This window comes from Pediococcus damnosus (genome assembly GCF_001611155.1).
In the GTDB taxonomy this organism is placed as follows: domain Bacteria; phylum Bacillota; class Bacilli; order Lactobacillales; family Lactobacillaceae; genus Pediococcus; species Pediococcus damnosus.
The window spans coordinates 702,946-724,568 of the sequence record NZ_CP012294.1 but is presented as its reverse complement, the minus strand read 5'-3'; the positions used below and the strand labels follow the sequence as shown (position 1 = coordinate 724,568).

At 38.5% G+C, this 21,623-nt stretch carries 21 protein-coding genes; 15 read left to right on the top strand and 6 right to left on the bottom strand.

Annotated elements, in window-relative coordinates; translation table 11 throughout:
* The first annotated feature begins 104 nt into the window (after nucleotides 1-104).
* The 10 genes from ADU73_RS03505 to smpB all read left to right on the top strand — a co-directional run bounded on the left by ADU73_RS03505 (nucleotide 105) and on the right by smpB (nucleotide 12,628).
* Nucleotides 105-1,133 carry a sugar-binding transcriptional regulator gene (locus tag ADU73_RS03505; protein ID WP_056986068.1) on the top strand — a complete coding sequence of 343 codons (1,029 nt, stop codon included), beginning with the start codon at nucleotides 105-107 and terminating at the stop codon, nucleotides 1,131-1,133.
* 66 nt (nucleotides 1,134-1,199) lie between these two features.
* Nucleotides 1,200-2,222: a type I glyceraldehyde-3-phosphate dehydrogenase gene (gene gap / locus ADU73_RS03500; RefSeq protein ID WP_046871570.1), complete on the top strand. Its 1,023-nt coding sequence runs from the start codon at nucleotides 1,200-1,202 to the stop codon at nucleotides 2,220-2,222.
* 125 nt (nucleotides 2,223-2,347) lie between these two features.
* Complete coding sequence (locus ADU73_RS03495) at nucleotides 2,348-3,550, top strand: phosphoglycerate kinase (protein WP_046871569.1); 1,203 nt, start codon at nucleotides 2,348-2,350, stop codon at nucleotides 3,548-3,550.
* 82 nt (nucleotides 3,551-3,632) lie between these two features.
* Complete coding sequence (gene tpiA, locus ADU73_RS03490) at nucleotides 3,633-4,388, top strand: triose-phosphate isomerase (RefSeq protein ID WP_046871568.1); 756 nt, start codon at nucleotides 3,633-3,635, stop codon at nucleotides 4,386-4,388.
* A 71-nt stretch (nucleotides 4,389-4,459) separates the two neighbouring features.
* Nucleotides 4,460-5,779 carry a phosphopyruvate hydratase gene (gene eno, locus ADU73_RS03485; RefSeq protein ID WP_046871567.1) on the top strand — a complete coding sequence of 440 codons (1,320 nt, stop codon included), beginning with the start codon at nucleotides 4,460-4,462 and terminating at the stop codon, nucleotides 5,777-5,779.
* Nucleotides 5,780-6,140: 361 nt separating this feature from the next.
* Nucleotides 6,141-7,655: a glycerol kinase GlpK gene (glpK, locus tag ADU73_RS03480; RefSeq protein WP_046871566.1), complete on the top strand. Its 1,515-nt coding sequence runs from the start codon at nucleotides 6,141-6,143 to the stop codon at nucleotides 7,653-7,655.
* 124 nt (nucleotides 7,656-7,779) lie between these two features.
* The gene (locus ADU73_RS03475) at nucleotides 7,780-9,345 is read left to right on the top strand and encodes a ClC family H(+)/Cl(-) exchange transporter (protein WP_046871565.1); all 1,566 of its coding nucleotides are present in this window, start codon (nucleotides 7,780-7,782) and stop codon (nucleotides 9,343-9,345) included.
* A 114-nt stretch (nucleotides 9,346-9,459) separates the two neighbouring features.
* A complete protein-coding gene (secG, locus tag ADU73_RS03470; protein ID WP_046871564.1) occupies nucleotides 9,460-9,696 on the top strand; it encodes a preprotein translocase subunit SecG in 237 nt (78 codons plus the stop codon).
* A gap of 72 nt (nucleotides 9,697-9,768) precedes the next feature.
* The gene (gene rnr / locus ADU73_RS03465) at nucleotides 9,769-12,141 is read left to right on the top strand and encodes a ribonuclease R (protein ID WP_046871563.1); all 2,373 of its coding nucleotides are present in this window, start codon (nucleotides 9,769-9,771) and stop codon (nucleotides 12,139-12,141) included.
* A 13-nt stretch (nucleotides 12,142-12,154) separates the two neighbouring features.
* Nucleotides 12,155-12,628 carry an SsrA-binding protein SmpB gene (gene smpB / locus ADU73_RS03460; protein ID WP_046871562.1) on the top strand — a complete coding sequence of 158 codons (474 nt, stop codon included), beginning with the start codon at nucleotides 12,155-12,157 and terminating at the stop codon, nucleotides 12,626-12,628.
* A gap of 63 nt (nucleotides 12,629-12,691) precedes the next feature.
* On the opposite strand, the gene ADU73_RS03455 is transcribed toward smpB, so the two are convergent.
* The 4 genes from ADU73_RS03455 to ADU73_RS03440 form a co-directional block, all read right to left on the bottom strand.
* A complete protein-coding gene (locus tag ADU73_RS03455) occupies nucleotides 12,692-14,119 on the bottom strand; it encodes an APC family permease (protein ID WP_062913182.1) in 1,428 nt (475 codons plus the stop codon).
* Nucleotides 14,120-14,249: 130 nt separating this feature from the next.
* Nucleotides 14,250-14,816: a GNAT family N-acetyltransferase gene (locus tag ADU73_RS03450; RefSeq protein WP_046871560.1), complete on the bottom strand. Its 567-nt coding sequence runs from the start codon at nucleotides 14,814-14,816 to the stop codon at nucleotides 14,250-14,252.
* A 12-nt stretch (nucleotides 14,817-14,828) separates the two neighbouring features.
* The gene (locus ADU73_RS03445) at nucleotides 14,829-15,401 is read right to left on the bottom strand and encodes an LURP-one-related/scramblase family protein (RefSeq protein ID WP_046871559.1); all 573 of its coding nucleotides are present in this window, start codon (nucleotides 15,399-15,401) and stop codon (nucleotides 14,829-14,831) included.
* Nucleotides 15,402-15,430: 29 nt separating this feature from the next.
* Complete coding sequence (locus ADU73_RS03440; protein ID WP_046871558.1) at nucleotides 15,431-16,303, bottom strand: Cof-type HAD-IIB family hydrolase; 873 nt, start codon at nucleotides 16,301-16,303, stop codon at nucleotides 15,431-15,433.
* A gap of 134 nt (nucleotides 16,304-16,437) precedes the next feature.
* Between ADU73_RS03440 and ADU73_RS03435 the strand changes: the two genes are divergently transcribed.
* From ADU73_RS03435 to ADU73_RS03425, 3 genes are read left to right on the top strand one after another with little or no spacing between them, the layout of a single operon-like run.
* Complete coding sequence (locus ADU73_RS03435; RefSeq protein WP_046871557.1) at nucleotides 16,438-17,160, top strand: uracil-DNA glycosylase; 723 nt, start codon at nucleotides 16,438-16,440, stop codon at nucleotides 17,158-17,160.
* 3 nt (nucleotides 17,161-17,163) lie between these two features.
* Nucleotides 17,164-17,634, top strand: coding sequence for a tRNA (adenosine(37)-N6)-threonylcarbamoyltransferase complex ATPase subunit type 1 TsaE (gene tsaE / locus ADU73_RS03430; RefSeq protein ID WP_046871556.1), 471 nt, complete (start codon nucleotides 17,164-17,166; stop codon nucleotides 17,632-17,634).
* Nucleotides 17,631-18,140 carry a GNAT family N-acetyltransferase gene (locus tag ADU73_RS03425; protein ID WP_046871555.1) on the top strand — a complete coding sequence of 170 codons (510 nt, stop codon included), beginning with the start codon at nucleotides 17,631-17,633 and terminating at the stop codon, nucleotides 18,138-18,140. The genes tsaE and ADU73_RS03425 overlap by 4 nt, the downstream gene beginning before the upstream one ends.
* Here ADU73_RS03425 and ADU73_RS03420 read toward each other — a convergent pair.
* Complete coding sequence (locus ADU73_RS03420) at nucleotides 18,133-18,669, bottom strand: 3'-5' exonuclease (RefSeq protein WP_046871554.1); 537 nt, start codon at nucleotides 18,667-18,669, stop codon at nucleotides 18,133-18,135. The two genes, ADU73_RS03425 and ADU73_RS03420, sit on opposite strands and share 8 nt — an antisense overlap.
* Nucleotides 18,670-18,773: 104 nt before the next feature.
* On the opposite strand from ADU73_RS03420, the gene ADU73_RS03415 reads away from it, so the two are divergent.
* Entirely contained in the window at nucleotides 18,774-19,688 is a 915-nt protein-coding gene (locus ADU73_RS03415; protein ID WP_046871553.1) for a Gfo/Idh/MocA family protein, read from the top strand.
* A 177-nt stretch (nucleotides 19,689-19,865) separates the two neighbouring features.
* On the top strand, nucleotides 19,866-20,720 hold the full coding sequence (murB, locus tag ADU73_RS03410; protein WP_371861599.1) for a UDP-N-acetylmuramate dehydrogenase: 855 nt from the start codon (nucleotides 19,866-19,868) through the stop codon (nucleotides 20,718-20,720).
* A 46-nt stretch (nucleotides 20,721-20,766) separates the two neighbouring features.
* On the opposite strand, the gene ADU73_RS03405 is transcribed toward murB, so the two are convergent.
* Nucleotides 20,767-21,411 carry a DUF1361 domain-containing protein gene (locus ADU73_RS03405; protein ID WP_056986070.1) on the bottom strand — a complete coding sequence of 215 codons (645 nt, stop codon included), beginning with the start codon at nucleotides 21,409-21,411 and terminating at the stop codon, nucleotides 20,767-20,769.
* Nucleotides 21,412-21,623: the final 212 nt, after the last annotated feature.

Here is a 21,623-nt window from a genome sequence, read left to right as displayed (position 1 = left end):
CCGAAAAAGTCATTTGATTAGGTGTATGCCAATTATTTTGAATTAGTTGGGTCGTTCGGTGACACATATGGACGGCTTACGTCCCAATTGGAAGCAGAGAGATCATGCGAAACGAGATAAAATGGTTAGAAGCAATTGCACCAGATATGGTTGACGTTTTCTTAAAGCGTTTTTCAGTTCTGCGGTCAGTTGCACTAATGGCTCCCATTGGTCGACGAGCTTTAGCTGCTCATCTTAATATGAGTGAGCGTGTCTTACGAACGCATACAGATATGTTGAGAAAGCTGGGAATGATTCAAAGTTCTCCGGCAGGGATGATGTTGACTAGCGAAGGACAAGCTGCTTTGACCGGACTAAGTGCCATGGTTGACAGTATGTTGGGATTACAACAGTCCGAACGAGAGTTGGCACAAATCCTAAACATTGATCGTTGTTTTATCGTTTCTGGTGATAGTGATCGCCAAGATCGAGTTCTTGATGGAATGGGAACAATTCTGAACGATACACTTGCAAAATTGTTACCAGAGGGTAATAATGTAATAGTAGTGATGGGCGGAAATACAATGGCACAAGTTGCTAAAGAATTTTCCCCAGAATTATCCAATAAAAGACAACTTACTTTTGTTCCTGGACGTGGTGGTATGGGTCAGTCGCTTGCAATGCAGGCGAATACAGTTTGCTCGATTATGGCAGAGCGTACACATGGTGAAAGCCAATCAATGTATGTGCCAGAAAAATTGAGTCAGAAAAGCTATCAACCATTATTAGAGGAGCCAAGTGTTCAATTAGTTTTGGGACTTATTAAGCAGAGTAATGTTGTGATTCATGGGATTGGTCGCGCCGATGAAATGGCTGAGCGCCGAGAAGTAGATCCAAAGATTCTGCATCTTTTAAAAGATAAGAATGCAGTTGGTGAAGCTTTTGGTTGTTTCTATAATCAGCAAGGTGAGATCGTCTATCGGGTACCTCGAATTGGATTGCAATTTGAGCGTATCAATTCAATCGATCATGTTTTTGCAGTTGCAGGTGGGCATACAAAAGCTCAAGCAATTCGCTCTTACATGAATTTAGCACCTCAACAAACCTATTTGGTTACTGATGAGGGTGCTGCAAACTTGATTTTAAAAAAGTAATGTTTTTAACATCACTTTTTAAAATAAAATATATTTTTTTTGATTCCTAAAGGAGGAAATCTTAGTATGACTGTAAAGATTGGTATTAATGGTTTTGGACGTATCGGTCGTTTAGCTTTCCGTCGGATCTATGAATTAGGCGCAAAGTCAAATGATATTGAAGTTGTGGCTATCAATGATTTGACAAGTCCAGCAATGTTGGCACATTTATTGAAGTATGACTCAACACATGGCACTTTCCCTGGTGAGGTTAGCGCGACAGATGACTCCATCATTGTTGATGGCAAGAAATACCGTGTTTACGCAGAACCTAAAGCACAGGATATTCCATGGGTTAAAGCTGATGGTGTTGATTTTGTTCTTGAATGTACAGGTTTCTATACATCAAAAGCAAAGGCACAAGCTCATTTGGATGCCGGCGCAAAACGTGTTCTGATTTCTGCTCCTGCTGGTAATGATCTTAAGACTGTTGTTTACAACGTTAATGATGACGTTTTAACTGCAGATGACAAGATTGTTTCTGCTGGCTCATGTACAACAAACTGTTTAGCACCTATGGCTTACTTCTTAAACCAAGAATTTGGTATTAAAGTAGGTACAATGACAACAATCCATGCTTACACAAGTACACAAATGTTACTTGATGGCCCAGTTCGTGGTGGAAACTTACGTGCTGCTCGTGCTGCTGGTGTTAACACTATTCCTCATTCAACTGGTGCTGCTAAAGCTATTGGTCTTGTAATTCCAGAATTAGTTGGTAAATTACAAGGACATGCACAACGTGTCGGTGTTGTTGATGGTTCATTAACAGAATTAGTTGCAATCTTAGGTAAGAATGTTACAGCTGACGAAGTTAATGCTGCAATGAAGAAACATACAGAAAACAACGAATCATTTGGTTACAACGAAGACGAAATCGTATCTAGTGACGTTATCGGCACAACATACGGTTCAATCTTTGACCCAACACAAACTGAAGTTACAAGCGCTGGAGACAATCAATTAGTTAAAACTGTTGCTTGGTACGACAACGAATATGGCTTCACTTGCCAAATGGTACGTACTTTATTGAAGTTTGCTACTCTCTAGGATTAAATTAATCTTTAAGTTTGCAGATTTCAAAACCGTCTAACGGTTTAAGGCGGAGGGAGGCAAACTTCCTCCGTCTTTTTTTATTGATAATACATTAATTTCTTAAATTAGGAGGAATAACTTTGGCTAAATTAACAGTTTCTGATTTAGATGTTAAAGATAAAAAAGTTTTAATGCGTGTGGACTTTAATGTTCCCGTTAAAAATGGTGTGATTGGTGACGACAACCGAATCGTTGCTGCATTACCAACAATCAAATACATCATCGAACATGATGGTAAAGCAATCTTGTTCTCACATCTTGGCCGTGTTAAAACGGAAGATGATAAAAAGGCTTTAACAATGCGTCCAGTTGCTCAACGTTTGTCTGATCTTTTAGGCAAGCCAGTTACTTTTGTGCCTGCAACCCGTGGCAAACAATTGGAAGATGCTATTGCTGATATGAAAGACGGAGATGTTCTCTTATTTGAAAACACTCGTTTTGAAGATCTTGATGGCAAAAAAGAAAGTGGCAACGACCAAGAACTTGGCCAATATTGGGCTTCACTTGGCGACGAGTTTGTAAATGATGCTTTTGGTACTGCTCATCGTTCACACGCTTCTAACGTGGGAATCGCTACAGCTATGAAAGCAGCTAACAAACCTGTTGCTGCCGGATTCTTGATGGAAAAGGAAATTAAATTCCTTGGAAATGCTGTTGATAATCCAAAGCACCCATTTGTTGCTATCTTAGGTGGTGCTAAGGTTTCTGATAAGATTGGTGTCATTGATCATTTACTTGATAAAGCTGATAAAGTTATTATCGGTGGTGGTATGACATATACATTCTATGCTGCTAAAGGCATGAAGATTGGTACTTCACTTGTTGAAAAAGACAAAGTTGGACTAGCAAAAGAAATCTTGGACAAAGCTGGTGACAAGATTGTGTTACCATCTGACAGTGTTGTTGCTGAAAAATTCGATAACGATGTTCCTCATAAAGTAGTTGAAGGAGATATTCCTGATGGCTATATGGCACTTGATATCGGACCTAAGTCAATTAAAGAATTTGAAGATGTTTTAAAAGATGCTAAGACGGTTGTTTGGAATGGACCAATGGGTGTATTCGAAATGAGCAACTATGCTGAAGGAACTCTTGAAATTGGTAAGTTCTTAGGTACATTAACTGATGCAACCACAATTGTTGGTGGTGGTGATTCAACTGCTGCTGTTAAACAACTTGGCGTTGGCGATAAGTTAACTCATATTTCTACTGGTGGTGGTGCTTCACTTGAGTACCTCGAAGGTAAGGAATTACCAGGAATTGCTGCAATTTCAAACAAATAAGCTTCACAACAGGATTGAATTGAATTTCAATTCTTTTCTGCTGTCTGAAAAGAATTTGTTATAAATGAAAGGAAGTATTATTTTGCGTACACCAATTATTGCTGGAAATTGGAAAATGAACAAGAACCCTAAAGAAACAACTGAATTTGTTAATGCTGTTAAGGATCAACTTCCTGAAAGTAGCAAAGTAGAATCTGTTATCGGTGCTCCTGCCGTTGATTTACAAGCTTTGTTAGATGCAGCTAAGGGTACAAACCTTAAAGTAGCTGCTGAAAACTGCTACTTTGAAGATGAAGGTGCTTTTACTGGTGAAACTTCACCAAAAGTGCTTTCTGAAATGGGCGTTGATTATGTTATTATTGGTCATTCAGAACGTCGTCAATACTTTGGCGAAACAGATGAAGACATCAATAAAAAAGCTAAGGCAGTTTTTGCTAACAATATGTTACCAATCATTTGCTGTGGTGAAACTTTAGACCAACGTGAAGCTGGTCAAACCAATGAGTGGGTTTCAGGCCAAATCACAAATGCACTTAAAGGTTTATCTGCAGATCAAGTGGCTTCACTTGTAATTGCTTACGAACCAATCTGGGCAATTGGAACTGGTAAAACAGCTTCAAGTGATCAAGCTCAAGAAGTCGTTCACGTCCTTCGTGAAACTGTTGCTAAGTTATATGACCAAACAACAGCTTCTAAAGTTCGTATTCAATACGGTGGCAGTGTTAAACCTGCTAACGTTAAAGAATTAATGAGCAAAGAAGACATCGATGGCGGTTTAGTCGGTGGTGCAAGTATGGTTCCTGAATCATTCTTGGAATTGGTTAACTTTAACGCTTAATTTTTAGGCGGAAGTGTAATACAATTGAGTTGTAACAGAATTTATTAAATTTAGTGAGGAGAAATTACAATATGTCACTTATTACTGATATTTATGCACGTCAGGTTTTAGATTCACGTGGTAACCCAACTGTTGAAGTTGAATTATATACAGAAGATGGCGGTTTCGGCCGTGGTATCGTTCCTTCTGGTGCTTCAACTGGTGAACATGAAGCTGTTGAGCTTCGTGATGGCGACAAGAGCAAGTTCATGGGCCAAGGCGTAACCAAGGCTGTTGACAATGTTAACAAGTTGATCGCTAAGAAGATCGTTGGTTATGAAGTAACTGACCAATTAGCTATCGACAAGGCTATGATCGACCTTGATGGTACTCCTAACAAAGCTAAGTTAGGTGCAAATGCAATTCTTGGTGTTTCTTTGGCTGCTGCTCGTGCTGCTGCTGATGAACTCCAGGTTCCTTTGTACAATTACTTGGGTGGATTCAATGCTCATGTTTTACCAACACCAATGATGAACGTTATTAATGGTGGTAAACATGCAAACAATGATGTTGACTTCCAAGAATTCATGATTATGCCTGTTGGTGCTCCAACAATTACAGAAGCAATTCGTTGGTGTTCAGAAACATTCCATAACTTGAAGAACCTTTTGAACGAAAAAGGCTACTCAACAGCTGTTGGTGATGAAGGTGGATTTGCTCCTGACTTGAAGAACAATGAGGAACCATTCGAAATCCTTGTTGAAGCTATCAAGCGTGCTGGTTACAAACCAGGCAAGGACATTGCAATTGCCTTTGATTGTGCTGCATCTGAATTTTACAATGCAGATACAAAGAAGTATGACTTAAAGGGTGACGGCAAGTCATATACTGCTTCAGAATTTGTTGACTTACTTGATGGTATCGTTGAAAAGTACCCAGTTGTTTCTATCGAAGATCCTTTGGATGAAAACGAATGGGAAGACTGGAAGATGGCTACTGACAAACTTGGCAAGAAAGTTCAAATCGTTGGTGACGATTTATTCGTTACAAACACAGACTACCTTGCTAAAGGTATCAAGATGGGCGTTGGTAATGCTATCTTGATCAAGTTGAACCAAATTGGTACATTAACAGAAACTGTTAATGCTATCGAAATGGCAAAAGAAGCTGGCTATACAGCAATCGTTTCTCATCGTTCTGGTGAAACAGAAGATACAACCATTGCTGACTTAGTTGTTGCTTTAAATGCTGGTCAAATTAAGACTGGTTCAATGAGTCGTACAGAGCGAATTGCTAAATATAACCAATTGATGCGTATTGAAGATCAATTAGGTGAAGTTGCAGATTACAAGGGTATCAAATCATTCTACAACTTGAGCGAACAAGCACGTAACGCAATTACAAACAAGTAATTTTACGTTTATAAATAAGTTCGTTAAGAGTCATTCGGGTTATTCCGGATGGCTCTTTTTTGTGCTGCGTGTTATCTTAAAAAAGAGTAAAATGATGGTAATTAATACTTAAGATTAGGGCTTTTATACATCAAATGGTTTGCCACCGTTTAGTTTTTGATAATCGGCAACAAGCAGTTTTAATGATTGATCATGATGGATTTTCTCTTTTTATAAAAAAGTGTGGTTTCATTTTCACATAATGGAGAAATTTTGTAGTAACGGTGGTTCAAGTCCGTTTTGGATGTGTATAAACAAAAAATCGGATTTGCTATCTGATTAGTTACTGGGCCGATTTAAAAATAAAAACGAGGTTATACAAATGTCAAAAAGTTATATTTTGGCCATTGATGAAGGGACTACAAGTACACGAGCCATTATTTTTGATCATGCTGGTCAAAAAGTGGTTGAGGCTCAGAAAGAAATTTCACAAAAGTTTCCTAATCCTGGCTGGGTGGAACATGATGCAAATGAAATTTGGGATGCCGTGTTATCAACAATTGCGGACGCGCTAATTAAATCACGGATCCAACCATCGCAAATTAAAGGAATTGGAATTACAAATCAACGTGAAACAACTGTAATCTGGGATAAGAAAACTGGGTTGCCAATTTATAATGCGATCGTCTGGCAATCACGACAGACGGCTGATATTGCTAATGAGTTGATTTTGGCGGGATATCAAAAAGAGATTCATGAAAAAACTGGTTTAATTGTGGACGCTTATTTTTCTGCAACGAAAATTCGTTGGATTTTAGATCGTGTGCCCAATGCGCAAAAACGTGCAGAAAATGGCGAGTTGTTATTTGGAACGATTGATACCTGGTTAGTTTGGAAACTTACTGGCGGAGCTGTGCATGTTACGGATTATTCCAATGCCAGTCGAACAATGCTATATAATATTTATGACCTTAAATGGGATACCGACATTTTGCAGCTTTTAAATATCCCCAAAACTATGTTACCGAAAGTAAAACCCAATTCTGGTATTTATGGCTATACAAGGGATTATCACTTTTATGGAAGTGAAGTCCCTATTTCTGGAATGGCTGGTGATCAGCAGGCTGCCTTGTTTGGGCAAATGGCTTTTGAACCAGGGATGGTCAAAAATACATACGGGACTGGGGCCTTTGTTGTGATGAATACAGGCACTAAACCACAGTTATCTGATCATAATTTACTGACCACAATTGCTTACGGAATAAATAATCAAGTTTACTATGCATTGGAAGGGAGCATTTTTGTTGCGGGATCGGCCATTCAATGGTTGCGCGACGGCATGCAATTATTAAAAACTTCGGAAGAATCGGAGCAAGCCGCACTTAATTCAAAGGACCATAACGAAATTTATGTGGTACCGGCGTTTACTGGACTGGGGGCGCCGTATTGGGATTCTGTCACGAGAGGATCTGTGTTTGGAATCACGAGAGGAACAACCAAAAATGATTTTATTAAAGCCACGCTGCAGTCATTGGCTTATCAATCACGAGATGTTGTTGATACAATGAAGCAAGATGCCGGGATTGAGATTCCGATGCTTAAAGTGGACGGAGGCGCTTCTCATAACAACTATCTGATGCAATTTCAGGCTGATATTTTAGGGATTGAGATTGATCGAGCGGCAGATCTTGAAACTACTTCATTGGGTGCAGCGTTTTTGGCGGGTCTGGGCGTTGGTTTTTGGAAAGATATTGGGGATATTAAAACTATTTATCAAAGTGGTCAGAGCTTTTTACCGAAAATGAATTCAGAAGAGCGTGAAAATTTGTATTCTGGCTGGCAAGAGGCCGTACAAGCTGCTCGGATGTTTAAACACCAGCCGTATCGAAAAAAATAAATTATAAATAAAGTTAAGCCAAACATACGTAGTTAATTGGCTTAACCTTTTTTTAATTAAAGTATTTTCGTGCTAAACTAAACAGTGATGTTTTAAAATTTATAAAAATGAGAAGTGAAATGATATGCAATGGCAAGCCCAGCCAACCAAAAAACAAAGAGTTCCCGATCGCACACGGTTAACTTATATTCTACAGGGATGCCTTACAGGAGCCATTGCCGGGTTAGTAGTCAGTGTTTTCCGTTTGGCAATTGTGAACGGCTTGAAACTAATGACAGTCGTTTATAAGCAGCTTTCGGTGCATCTTGAGTTAATCCCAGTCTGGTTACTTCTCATGTTGCTTGTCGCCGTTGTGGTTGGTTATATGGGACGCCAGTATCCGGAAATCAAAGGATCTGGAATCCCACAAGTGGAAGGACAACTGGCTGGAAATTTAGAATATGCCTGGTGGCCAGTGTTATGGCGTAAATTTATTGGTGGAATCTTATCAATCGGTTCCGGTCTGTTTTTAGGTCGGGAAGGACCATCAATTCAGTTAGGAGCCACGATTGCGCAAGGCTATGCAGAGGTAACGCATCAGACGGAATTGAAACGGCGTGTCCTGATTGCAAGTGGGGCAGCAGCCGGATTATCAGCTGCATTCAATGCACCAATTGCCAGTACATTATTTGTGCTTGAAGAGGTCTATCACAATTTTTCGCCACTGATATGGACAACAGCTTTGGCTAGTGCGATTGCTTCAAATTTTGTTTCTACGGTCTTTTTTGGATTAACACCTGTTTTACATATTGTTTATGCCCGGACGTTGCCACTGACGATGTATCCGCACTTACTATTATTAGGTATTTTTCTCGGTGTGATGGGATTTGTTTACCAACGTGTTCTACTGAAAATGGGTGATTGGTACGCTTATTTGACGAAATTACCAAGTTGGCTGTTTGGAATTGTGCCTTTTGTTTTGGTTATTCCAATTGGAATTTTAACTCCTAATTTGTTGGGTGGTGGCAATAATATTATTCTAGCAATTGCCGCCCATTCACCGGCTTTAATTGTGTTGGTTGGCATATTTGTTCTGAGATTTGTATTTTCTATGATTTCTTATGGATCAGGATTGCCAGGTGGGATTTTCTTGCCAATTCTGTCATTAGGAGCAATCCTTGGGGCAATTTATGGGAAAGTTATGATTCAGTTAGGCTGGATGCCATCTGCTTATTTGGTTAACTTTATTATTATAGCAATGGCAGGCTATTTTGCTGGAATTGGGAAAGCACCGTTTACTGCGATTTTACTGATTACGGAAATGGTCGGCACGCTCCATCATTTGATGCCACTAGCTGTTGTTTCGATTACTGCCTATTTGGTGGTCGATCTCATGGGCGGCGCGCCAATTTATGAATCGTTGCTTCATAAAATTGTGAAACCAAAAATGGCGCAAACAGGTGGTAAACTTGATCGGGTGGAGTTCCCGATTTTTGCAGGATCGGATTTAGCAAATCATCAAGTGCGTGATTTTAAATGGCCAGAAAATAGCTTGTTAATTGCTGTTCGTCGTGGTGAACGCGAAATTATTCCCCACGGTGATACATTGTTGCAGGCTGGTGATACATTAATTGTGACAACCGGGCATCAAAATCGTGGAAATATTTTACGCAAGCTAAAGAAGCTGCAATATAGTCAGATTGATAGTTGAGGGACAGAAAAATTTTAATAATCGGGAAAATTATCCATAAGACTGGAAAAAAAGCTAAACTATGATAAAATATAGAGGATATATACTACAAGATTTTAGGTAGGAGGTCGCTACTTGTATAATTTTTTAATGACAACATTATTAATTGTTTCAGTTTTGATTATCATTTCGGTAATGATGCAGCCAGCAAAGACAGATAATGCATTGTCTTCATTTTCTGGTGGGGCAGATGACCTTTTTGCCAAGTCAAAACCGCGTGGATTCGAAGCGTTTATGCAAAAAGTCACATTAGTATTAGGAATTATTTTCTTTGCCGTTGCGATTGCAATGATGTATGTTTCTTCTCACTAATGATTAAGCCTCCTGTGTTTTGCAGGAGGCTTTTAATTAAGGCAAAGAACAAATTAAAATTTGAGGTAAAAGATGGAAACAAATAAAATTCAAGCTGCAGTAAGTAGCTTTTTAAGTCAACATCCTAAAGAGAGTTTCACTGCTGAAGAAATTTTTCAGCAACTGAATCTTGAGGGCGCAAGTGTTTTTAACATTTTGGTTAAAGAACTTGCAGTGATGGAGCGTTCAAAACGCGTCCATATCACGGAACAGGGAAAGTTTACCTTGCCTATTCAACAAGATCAACAGATTGTTCATGGTGTATTCCATGCTAATGACCGTGGTTTTGGTTTCGTAGCCATTGATCCAGAAATTCCTGACGTATACATTAGTGAAGATCATACAGCATTTGCTTTGAATCAAGATGAAGTTGATGTTCGGATTACTCGTGCGGCTAAACCGGGTGACGCTAAGGGGCCTGAAGGGGTCGTAACTAAAATAACAGAACGTAATTTTACGCAAGCAGTTGGTGTTTTTCAGTCATCTGGTGCAGATCCTGAAAATGGTGTCATTGGTGAAATTCAATTAAAAGACAAGAAGTTAGCTTCTTATCATTTCGATGTTCTGGCTTCAGGAATTAAACCCCAAGATGGAGCAGTTGTCACAGCTGAAGTAACTCAGTATCCAACTTTAAAACATCCTAAATTAATGGCAGGACTTGCCACGGAAACAATCGGATTTAAGGATGATCCCGGTGTCGATATTCTTCAGGTTATTTATCAACATGAATTACCATATGAATTTCCTGATGATGTTAAAGAAGAAATCAAATCAATTCCAGAATTTGTTACCGATGAGGAAAAGGAAGGTCGCAAAGACCTAACTGATGAGACTGTGGTAACGATTGACGGGGATGATTCTAAAGATTTTGATGATGCGGTTGGCGCATATAAGATGTCCAATGGCCATTATCATTTAAGCGTTAATATTGCTGACGTAAGTCATTATGTTAAAGAGGGTTCTCCTCTGGATCATGAAGCTTATCGACGCAGTACCAGTGTTTATTTAACTGATCGAGTAGTTCCAATGTTGCCACGGAAGCTTTCAAACGGAATTTGTTCTTTGAATCCTGAGGTGGAGCGCCTGACAATGACGTGTGAAATGGAAATCGATGAGAACGGTAAGGTTGTTAATCACAAGATTTATCCAAGTGTGATTAAATCAGATGCTCGAATGACTTATGCAAATGTGAATAAGATTCTTGAAGCACATGATGAAAAGACACGCGAACGGTATGCAGATTTGGTACCAATGTTTGAAACAATGGGCGAATTGCATAAGATTTTGCTAAAGCGTCGGAAACGTCGTGGCGCTATTGAGTTTGATGACAATGAAGCTGAAATTATTGTCGATGAAACTGGTCATCCAATTGATATTAAACTGCGCGTTCGTGGGACTTCTGAACGAATGATTGAATCCTTTATGTTGGCAGCCAACGAAACAGTTGCACAACATTATTCAGAACTCAAAGTTCCATTCCTGTATCGAGTTCATGAAACACCTGACAGTGATCGCATGTTAAAATTCTTTGAATTCTTAACCAATTTTGGCTATACAGTTAAGGGTAGTCCAAAGAATATTAAACCAAAGATGCTCCAGAGTGTTCTGAAGCAGGTTGCTGGAAGTAAGGAAGAACCCATGATTTCGATTATGATGTTGCGTAGTATGAAACAGGCAAAATATTCGGAAGATTCTTTGGGACATTTTGGACTTGCGGCTGAATATTATACTCATTTCACTTCACCAATTCGGCGTTATCCAGATATGTTTGTGCATCGTTTGATTCGTCATTATGCAGAAGACGGAACGAGTGAAGAGTCACAAGCTCAATATGTAGAAAAAGTGCCTGAGGTTGCAGCACATACTTCTAAACTTGAACGTCGCGGAATTGATACTGAACGTGACGTAGATGGCATGAAGAAAGCCGAGTATATGGGTGATCATGTCGGTGAAGAGTTTAAGGCTGTTGTGAGTTCTGTAATGAAATTCGGTTTGTTTGTGGAATTAGATAATACTGTTGAAGGACTTGTCCACATTAGTCAGATGAAGGACGATTACTATGAATATGTCGAAAACCAGATGGCATTGGTGGGGCGAAATACGCATCGCACATACCAAATTGGTCAAGAGATTGAAGTGAAATTAGTTCGTGTGGACAAGGATCAACGAGAAGTCGATTTTGATCTCTTGCATCCTGAAAATACGCCAACTAGTGAAATTCAGTTACCACCACGTCAATTCCGTAATGGCGGAAAATACAAGGGTGGTAATCATCAAGGTAGTCACAACAAGAACTTTAACAAAAAGTCTTCAAATAACTATCGGAATAATTCTGCTAGAAACTCTCATTCAACAAATTCACATGGTAAGCCATCATCTTCAAAAACTTATGATCGGAAAAAGTAGGAGTGATGTTTAAATGGCAAAGGCAAGAACAAAGCATCGAGATCCGGCCTTAGCTCAAAATAAAAAAGCTCGCCATGATTATATAATTTCACAAACCTTTGAGGCTGGAATGGTACTGACCGGAACAGAAATTAAATCGGTTCGCGCTAGTCGGATCAACCTGAAAGATGGTTATGTACAAATTCGTAATGGCGAGGCAATCCTGATGAATATTCACATTAGTGAGTACACAGAGGGTAACCAGTTTAATCATGATCCTTTACGAAACCGTAAATTATTATTGCATAAAAAGCAAATTGCGGAATTGGCAGAGCAAACCCAAAATAAAGGAATTACCATCGTACCTTTAAAGGTTTACTTAAAGCACGGTTTTGCCAAGGTTCTAATTGGCGTGGCCAAGGGTAAGCATGAGTATGATAAACGTGAAACCCTTAAGCGTCGTGATCAGGAACGTGAAATAGCTAAGGTCGTTAAACGGTACCGTTAAATTGTTTATAAAAAGTGTGGATATCTACTATCAATATGATAGTTAGATATCCACACTTTTTTGTTATTGATTAAGTTTCTTATGTTGTCTTCGAGCAATTGCTGGCATAACGCATCCCAAGGCCAAAAGAAATCCTGGCGTGGCAATGTTCATAGCCAGTTCCTGCCAATAGGTAAAGGAACTTGGTAGAACATCCTGAGGAAGAATTCCAAAGGTGGCCGCAACAAATGTAATCATAAAACACCATAGAGCCACGAGGTAGGCGGCCCGATCATTTTTAATAAAAACATATGCTGATTTGTATTTCTGTGAATTTTTTCGAAGTTGCATAAAGGCAAAGAAAATCCAACAAGTGACATAAGGTGACACAATGCCGTTCAGGTTTAATAGCCAATTGAAAATTTCATTCATGTCAGGAAGAAACACGCCCATTAAAAGAATTCCAGCACATAAAGCAGAAGTGAGAATGTAACCATTAATTGGCCGACCGTTACGATTAAGTTTCAGTAGTTGCCGTGGCATGAATCGTTTGCCCGTATCCAAAATTAGCATTCTGGTCATGGAATCTAACAATAAAGCTAGTAGGGCAAACATATAGAGAAGCTGAGCAATTGAAAATAAAAACAACATGGAGTGGCCTAACCCAATGTGGCGGCCGACGTAATCAAACGCATAATAACTACCATTCATTTTTAAATCAACGGGAAGATGATGATCATTAAAGAAAACGCCCAGTGAAAATGAACCAAAAATTGTTAGAAACCCAGCCATTATAGTTAACATCATGATTGATTTTGGAAAATCACGTTTTGGATTGCGCATCCGGGTAACGTATGGGGCGACTAATTCAGAACCACTTGTGGCGTAAATCAACAAACCAAGGGTAGAGAAGAAGTGTAGATCAATCTTTGGTGTAAAAGTTGATAAATGTAAAGGTGCAGAAGCAATGTGAGTGCCGTGAGCTAGATTTATGACCGTTAAAACAACGAATAAGATAGTCATAATAAACATGGCACCACCGCCCAATACATTGAGCACCTGCAAAGAATTTTTGATGTGGTTCTGCAGCAGAATAAAAATAACAAAAACTAGAAAGGTAAGTAACGCAAACATTGCATTTGACATATGTTCTTCCATTGAGTTATTGCCATTAATTAACCAACCAAAAGCAACAACGACAGAATTGGTAGTATCAACTACGTAGGGGATGGATGCTGCCCAGTACGTCCAGGCCGTGAAATAGCCAAGGGTGTCACCACTAGTTTCTCGAACCCAAGAGCTGAGACCACCACCTGAACTGCTGAAAGTGGAGCCTAATTGGCCAACCATTAAACCATAGGGAACAACATATAGCGCAAATAAAATCACCCAAGTGGTAATGACGCCTAAACCCTGGTTTTTAAAATTATAAATAATGTCATCAAAGCCAATGACATTGACAAAGGCCATAAGTCCAAGGACCGGCCAACTAATATACTTTGTATTTTTCATATTCCAATTCCCATCTAAAAATCATTTAATTTTAGCATAGATTTAAGGCTGCACGCTATAAAAACTTGAAGCGAAAATGAAACTTTTCACTTCAAGTTTTTAAGATGGTCGTTTATTTAATTTTTAAAAATTAAACAGTCATTTTTAGATGATCATAATTATGATTAGCCACGACTTGAACCCGATCTTTTTTAAAGCCAATCCGCTTATAGAGTTTTTCAGCCTGGGGATTTTCAAAATCAACTAATAAGCCAACTTCATTAGTGTGAACTTGTTTGGCAATTGTTGGCAGGTAGTTTAAAAGCTGCGTACCAATTCCTTCACCGCGATGGCTAGCGTCTACACAAAGTGTGTTTAGATACCATTCATCCTCATCTGCTTCATGATCTGAAAAAATCACTGTTTTTTCAGGAATTGCTAATTCAGCATAATAACGAGGGAAGACGTCAAAGAGTTGTTGTTCAAATTTACCAACATAGCCAAACATCATACCAAGAACTTTATCGTGATCCTTAGCAACAATGAGGTTAGCCATTTCGCCTTGATATTCGGGTGAAGCAAAAGTCTTTTCAAAGAGCTGGGTTAGTTGGTCATCGCTTAATTCGTGAAGAGCTGGAAGTTCCATTTCCTCTAGAATCACTTTAACTAAAGTGACAACCTGAGGGACATCTTTTATTTGAGCATTTTTTATTTCCAAAATAATCCTCCATTATTCAATCAGTTTATTTTTATCTTTTTTATGTTTATGAATATTATTAAAACTTGTTTCACCATTTTGTAGCCGCCACCCTGGAATTGCGGATCGGTTTTGAACGCCTGATTTACCGTTTCTTTTAGACCAACGATCCAAAATTGCAGCAATACAAATACAAACCGGTTCGGTTGCTTCAGAAGTAATGGTTAGTTCGTTATAAGTGTTTCCGCATATCAATTTCATGATCTGTTTTCTACCACTATAAACGTGATGCAATCCTGTTCGAAGATTACCGGTGATAAACCATTTTAGTTTGCTTACATACATGAATTCATGTATTAAACCAAATGTCTTTGAAATTGAACCGATTTTCTGACCGTTAAAGAAAATGTCAAACTTGGGGAAAAGGCCGACTGCAACTTGCTTGATTTCAGCCAACAACTCACCATCTGTGCTATAGACAGAAAGCGCATCATGGCGGATCCCCCATTTACCGACCATTAAATAACAAGGGTTATTGTAATCATCATAGATGACGGTGGCACCCTTATTTTTTGCATCTTGATGTTTTACATAAAGCCTGCGCATAAATTTTCACCCCTATAACAGTGACCCTATTATTGACGGTTTGTTTTAAGTTGTTCCAATATAGCCTTACCAACCCCATTTTCATTGTTTGAAACGGTTAAATGATTGGCTATTTTTTTTATTTCAGTATGCGCATTTTCCATTGCATAACTGGTATCAGCAATTTTTAGCATTGAAGCATCATTTAAATTATCGCCAATCGCCATAACTTGTGACATGGGAATATTGAGACCATCAGCAAAATGTTGTAAGGCGATTCCTTTTTGTGCACGCACGTTGTTGATTTCAATATTAGACTGTGAGGATGAAGTAATGGCTACTTCGACCTTTTTATTAATTTTATCAGCCACAGGTTGTAATTTCTTCTGACCGTCGTTTGAAAAAGCAATAATTTTTAAAATTCGTACGTTTTTATCATCAATTAATTCTTGATAGTCATCTACGTAAGAAATGTCCATTAGTTCAACGCGAGCCGAAGCCAATGTAACGGCCAACTTAAATGGGGTATCAGGGTTGGTGTTTGAAAGTAAATCAGCAAGGTTCTGGATATGCATTGAACGACTGTTAGAAACTACGCCATCAATTGTGACAATTTCATAATATAAGTGGGCTAAGTTTAATTCGCGCATGATTTGTGTGACGGCTGCGCGATGAAGAGGAACCATATCCAGTGCTTTTCCATCGACATCATAAACAGCAGCGCCATTCAATGTAATCATGGGAGCTTGAATCCCAAACTTTTCGATCAGCGGTTTGGCTTCCGAAAGTTGACGACCAGTTGCCACAACAAAATGAACACCTTCATTTTGGGCTTGTTTAATCGCAGCCGCATTTTCTTCAGAGACTTCCATCTTTTCGTTGAGTAAAGTGCCATCCATATCAGAAGCAATTATTGAAATCATATTTACACATCCTTATCAGATTTATATATCTTCAGTTTAACATGAACCCTCGTTTTTTTTTAGTCATAACATAACGGCATTTAATGTTATTAAAACAATTTTAGCTATGCTAGAATGTGAGGAGAGGTGCAAAAATGAAAACGTTTATTCATAATGACTGGCAAGAAGTTTTGGGACCAGAATTTGAAAAAGCTTATTATAAAAAATTACATGATTTTTTAAAAACTGAATACAGAACTCAATTAATTCATCCGGATATGTTTCATATTTTTGAAGCATTTGAATGGACGCCATTTAGTGAAGTTAAAGTTGTTATTTTAGGACAAGATCCTTATCATGAACCAAATCAGGCTCATGGATTGAGTTTTTCAGTGTTACCAGGGGTGCGAATTCCACCATCTCTACAGAATATTTATAAAGAATTGCAAGATGACTTGGGGATTAAACCAGTTTCGCATGGTTATTTGGAAAAATGGGCTAAGCAAGGCGTCTTAATGCTTAATACTGTTTTAACAGTTCGCAACGGCCAAGCATTTTCACATAAAGGAAAAGGTTGGGAACAATTAACGGATGTAGCAATTGAAAAGTTGTCTGCCCGTGAAATGCCGGTCGTGTTTATTCTTTGGGGTAAGGCTGCCCAAGCTAAAATTGAATTGATCGATACCGATAAAAATATTGTAATCAAATCGGCACATCCAAGTCCATTTTCTGCCTATCATGGCTTTTTTGGTTCCCATCCATTTTCAAAAACAAATGCGGCCTTGGAAGCATTGGGAGAAACTCCGATTGACTGGCAATTACCAGAACATGTTGAAGTGGCTGAAGAACCTGAGAATAAGTCTCAGCAAACGAGGTAAATTATGTTTACAATCAAAACAAATCAAGCAGATGAAACCGAAAAGATTGGAGATCAACTTGCTACAAGTTTGAAGCCTAATGATGTTATTTTGTTGGATGGCGATTTAGGTGCTGGCAAAACGACCTTCACAAAAGGATTAGCCAAGGGATTAGGGATTAAACGTTATGTAAAAAGTCCAACTTTTACCATTATTCACGAATATCGAGAGGGTCGCTTACCTTTATTTCATATGGATGTTTATCGTCTTGAAGATGGTGGTGGTGATGATCTCGGTTGGGATGAATATTTTTATGGTGATGGGGTATCGGTTATCGAGTGGTCCCAATTTATTGAAGAGTATCTCCCAGATGAATATTTAAGAATTACGATTAGTCGTAATGATGAAAGTGATGATCAGCGGATTTTAAAATTTGAGGCGCAAGGTAGTCGTTATGCAACGCTTCTAAATGATTTTAAAAAGGATATAAAATGAGTGATGAGGTCAGAATTGTAGAGGCTGAAGCTGGGGATGCAAAACAGGTACTAGATTTGTTGAAACAATTGGATCAAGAAACGGAAACTTTTACGGTTGAAGATGATTTAGATAATTTAACTGTTGATACGGAAAGTCAGCAACTAAAAATTATTCAAGCAAGTCGCGAAAATCTTATTTTACTGGCAAAGTACCAAGGGCAATCAATTGGATTGGCAACAGTCATGAAAAGTGATACTGATGAATTTGGTGAAGTAGGTGTGGCTGTTTTATCTGATTTTTGGGGACAAGGCTTAGGAACTGCGTTGATGGAAGAGACCCTTACTTGGGGAGAAACTTTTAGTTGGCTTTCAGGATTGGTATTAACAGTGCAAGCTAGAAATGTGACTGCTGCTCATATTTATACAAAACTGGGATTTAAAGAGATTAAACGCAATAAAAAAGGATTCCGTGATAAAAGCGGGATCCTGTTTGAAACGATTGATATGAAATTAGCCTTTAATTAGCCATGCGAATCATTGGTTTGAGTTGTTCGGTGCCGAAGTTGTTGGCTTCATATAGTAAAATGTTTGCACATGCCAAACTATCATCTAAGGCATTATGATGGTGATCAAGTTCAATTCCCAAATGTTGGCAAACGGTATCTAGTTTATGGTTTTCAAAATCTGGGAACAACTTGCGACTTGTACGCACGGTATCAAGGGTCAAATAGTGGGTGCGCTGCAAGCTGTAGTGTTCAAGGCAGCTTTTTAAAACACCATTATCAAACGGAGCGTTGTGGGCCACAACTAGTTGGTTAGACTGAAAAAGTGGATTAATAACTGGCCAAATCTCAGGGAACGTTGGTGCATCGGCCACATCATCTTCGTGGATCCCATGAATTTGGACATTTCGCCAGCTAAACTCAGTATCGGGCTTGATGAGAGAATAAAATTCATCTGCTACTTGGTTATCACGTACGATTGTGAGGGCAAGTGAACATGCACTGTATCGTTTTGGTGAGGCAGTTTCGAAATCCATTGCAACAAAATTCATATAAAAAATCCTTTCTAGCTTTCTGATTGTTCCTATTATAATCTGCAAAGGCCAAGAAAGATAGCAGAGAGTTTCAAAATTCAAATCATGAGAAGGCAAATTAAATGAAAAAAATTGGAGTTATGGGATTAGGTAATATTGCCCAAAAGGCTTATTTACCGGTCATGGCAAGCTTGCAGGATCGGTATGAATGGCATTTTTGTACGCGTAATGATGAAAAACGTCAGAAATTACAAACTCAGTATGGGGTTACACATGGTGAAGCAAATATTGATGAATTGATTGGACAAAACCCAGTTGCGGTCTTCGTTCATACACCAACCGCAACCCATTACCAGATTATAAAGAAACTACTTTCACATGACATTAATGTGTACGTTGACAAGCCAGTTTCAGAAAATTTCGATGAGGTAGAAGAGCTTTATCGGTTAGCTGATGAAAAGCATTTGATTTTAACTTGCGGTTTTAATCGACGATTCGTTCCCTTGAATCAAAAGTTAAAAGCTTTACCAAACAAACAAATTATTCGCGGAATCAAGTTGCGAGTAAATGCCACACAAGAAACTAAGTTTGCAATTTATGATTTGCTTATTCATGTAGTTGATACAGTATGTTACTTGTTGGATGAACCTATCCAATCTCAGCATACTAAGTTATTTACAACTGGTCATAATTTAAAGCAAGCTGTAATTACCTTAGAAACAGCTAATTCGTTAGCATCTGCCGAGGTCAATTTAGTTGGCGGCGTGAATCAGGAAGAAGTAACTATTGAAACTAAAAATGGGCTTGCAAGTGTTGAAAATTGTCAAACATTCGTTGAAAAAAGCACGCAAGGCCAACGAATAATCGCTACACCTGATTGGCAACCAACATTAGTGACCCGCGGTTTTGATCCGTTGATTCGCCAATTTTTGGCAGCTATTGAAGGCCAACAGGCGAATCCCGTTTCTGCAGAATCAGCGATAGAAAGTCACCGAGTTTGTCGGGATGCCGTTCGTTCTTTTGAAGTGTTAAACTAGAGAGTGTCCTAAAAAAGTTTTGATTTGACATTGATATTAATGTGAAAATTAATGACTTTATGGACGCTTTTAAGTTAATTTAAAATGTATAATTTTAGAATTCATTCTAAAAATAAAGCCGAAAGGAACCCCAAAATCTTGCAAACAATAATTGAAACATTTCCAGATATTAAAATTATGAATCATGAACCATTGTCCAAGTACACGAATACGAAAACGGGTGGACCAGCCGATTATCTAGCGTTTCCTAAAACAGTGAAGCAAGTTAGCGAATTGTTAACATGGGCAGATCAGCAAAAATTACCATTAACAGTTGTTGGAAATGCTAGTAACTTGATTGTTCGGGATGGAGGCATTCGTGGCTTAACTGTTATTTTAACTCAGATGAAAGAAATTAAAGTTTCAGGGAATCAAGTAATTGCTCAAGCGGGAGCAGCCTTAATTGCAACTACTGAAGCTGCTTATCAGGCCAGTTTAAGTGGAATTGAATTTGCAGCGGGAATTCCTGGAAGTGTTGGTGGTGCCGTATTTATGAATGCGGGAGCATATGGTGGCGAGATCAGTGAAGTAGTTAGTGAAGTACAGATCTTAACTCGCAAGGGTGAAATTCGTACATTAACAAATCATGAATTGGATTTTGCATATCGGCACAGCAGTATCCAAGACTATGATGATATTGTTTTGTCTGCAACGTTTAATTTAACGCCAGGAAACGCGCAAAAAATTCGCGATCGAATGGATGATTTGAATCGGCTTCGGGCTTCTAAACAACCTCTAGAATATCCTTCTTGTGGAAGTGTGTTTAAACGCCCAACTGGGTATTTTACAGGAAAATTAATTCATGAATCCGGGTTACAGGGCTTTCAAATTGGTGGCGCGCAGGTATCAAAGAAACACGCTGGATTTATCATTAACGTCGGTGGAGCTACAGCCACTGATTATTTGAATGTTATTCATCATGTACAGGCCACAGTTTTTGAAAAGTTTGGAGTTCATTTACAAACGGAAGTTAGAATCATTGGTGAAAAATAAATATAATAAAAAGGATTGAAGCCAGTAGTGACTTCAATCCTTTCGTTTAGTTTGTGTTTTTAATAACACGTAAGACCACGTAAATGACGCCCTGTAATAAAGTCATTAAGCAAACGAATGCTAACATTTGCCAGGACCACATATTAAAGATTGGTTTCAACACCCATTCAGGGCTAATTAAAAGATAGATTGTATGAAGTCTTAAAAAACGACCGATAAAGATTCCAATTGATGACAGGGTCGTAAAGATCAATACAATGCCAATTTCAGCAAATCGCTTGTGCATATTGTAACGTCTGACAATTGATTTTGTGACTTGCATCATGCTCCACATGGCAAGTAAGACGCTAGGAATGACAGCTAATAACATATAAATGAAGTAGATCCACATCGAAACTGAAAGTCGAATCAGTCCAGTGTCTGCATAAGGGTGTAGTAAGCTTAAATGAAAGAGATCAGTTAATAGATAAGGCGCATTTGGATAAAAAAGTAACCAAAGCACAATACCTAACCAAAACAAAAGTGTGTTTCTAGGATACTTTGGGCTGATATGAAACGCAATTTCGATGGGAATATAAGCTAAAAAAGTGTTGAGAAGTAAGAAATGATACGGTTGATGAACAAATAGGGCAATATAGAGTAACCCTAGACCGTAGCAAATCCGAATAATCCATTTCGTTTTTTTTGTCATCATGTTTTCCTCGTTGACCTTATTGTAGCAGAATACAGGTGGCTTTTTCTACAAATTGGTTCAAAGGTAAGCTAGATTTGAATACTTGATAGAGAGTTGTATAAAAGGGTATAGCGGTTATTAAAATAAGTGAATTAATGTTCCTTGTGGCCGAAGTTCTGACCGCAAGAAACATGGTACTACTCCACAGAAATAGGTAGTTTTCGTTCCGA

What these genes read in the sequence shown, in the direction of transcription:
- ADU73_RS03505 (WP_056986068.1), top strand. Translation starts at nt 105, where the DNA reads ATGCGAAACGAGATAAAATGGTTAGAAGCAATTGCACCAGATATGGTT.
- gap (WP_046871570.1), top strand. Translation starts at nt 1,200, where the DNA reads ATGACTGTAAAGATTGGTATTAATGGTTTTGGACGTATCGGTCGTTTA.
- eno (WP_046871567.1), top strand. Translation starts at nt 4,460, where the DNA reads ATGTCACTTATTACTGATATTTATGCACGTCAGGTTTTAGATTCACGT.
- glpK (WP_046871566.1), top strand. Translation starts at nt 6,141, where the DNA reads ATGTCAAAAAGTTATATTTTGGCCATTGATGAAGGGACTACAAGTACA.
- ADU73_RS03475 (WP_046871565.1), top strand. Translation starts at nt 7,780, where the DNA reads ATGCAATGGCAAGCCCAGCCAACCAAAAAACAAAGAGTTCCCGATCGC.
- rnr (WP_046871563.1), top strand. Translation starts at nt 9,769, where the DNA reads ATGGAAACAAATAAAATTCAAGCTGCAGTAAGTAGCTTTTTAAGTCAA.
- smpB (WP_046871562.1), top strand. Translation starts at nt 12,155, where the DNA reads ATGGCAAAGGCAAGAACAAAGCATCGAGATCCGGCCTTAGCTCAAAAT.
- ADU73_RS03455 (WP_062913182.1), bottom strand. Translation starts at nt 14,119, where the DNA reads ATGAAAAATACAAAGTATATTAGTTGGCCGGTCCTTGGACTTATGGCC.
- ADU73_RS03445 (WP_046871559.1), bottom strand. Translation starts at nt 15,401, where the DNA reads ATGCGCAGGCTTTATGTAAAACATCAAGATGCAAAAAATAAGGGTGCC.
- ADU73_RS03440 (WP_046871558.1), bottom strand. Translation starts at nt 16,303, where the DNA reads ATGATTTCAATAATTGCTTCTGATATGGATGGCACTTTACTCAACGAA.
- ADU73_RS03435 (WP_046871557.1), top strand. Translation starts at nt 16,438, where the DNA reads ATGAAAACGTTTATTCATAATGACTGGCAAGAAGTTTTGGGACCAGAA.
- tsaE (WP_046871556.1), top strand. Translation starts at nt 17,164, where the DNA reads ATGTTTACAATCAAAACAAATCAAGCAGATGAAACCGAAAAGATTGGA.
- ADU73_RS03425 (WP_046871555.1), top strand. Translation starts at nt 17,631, where the DNA reads ATGAGTGATGAGGTCAGAATTGTAGAGGCTGAAGCTGGGGATGCAAAA.
- ADU73_RS03420 (WP_046871554.1), bottom strand. Translation starts at nt 18,669, where the DNA reads ATGAATTTTGTTGCAATGGATTTCGAAACTGCCTCACCAAAACGATAC.
- ADU73_RS03415 (WP_046871553.1), top strand. Translation starts at nt 18,774, where the DNA reads ATGAAAAAAATTGGAGTTATGGGATTAGGTAATATTGCCCAAAAGGCT.
- murB (WP_371861599.1), top strand. Translation starts at nt 19,866, where the DNA reads ATGAATCATGAACCATTGTCCAAGTACACGAATACGAAAACGGGTGGA.
- ADU73_RS03405 (WP_056986070.1), bottom strand. Translation starts at nt 21,411, where the DNA reads ATGACAAAAAAAACGAAATGGATTATTCGGATTTGCTACGGTCTAGGG.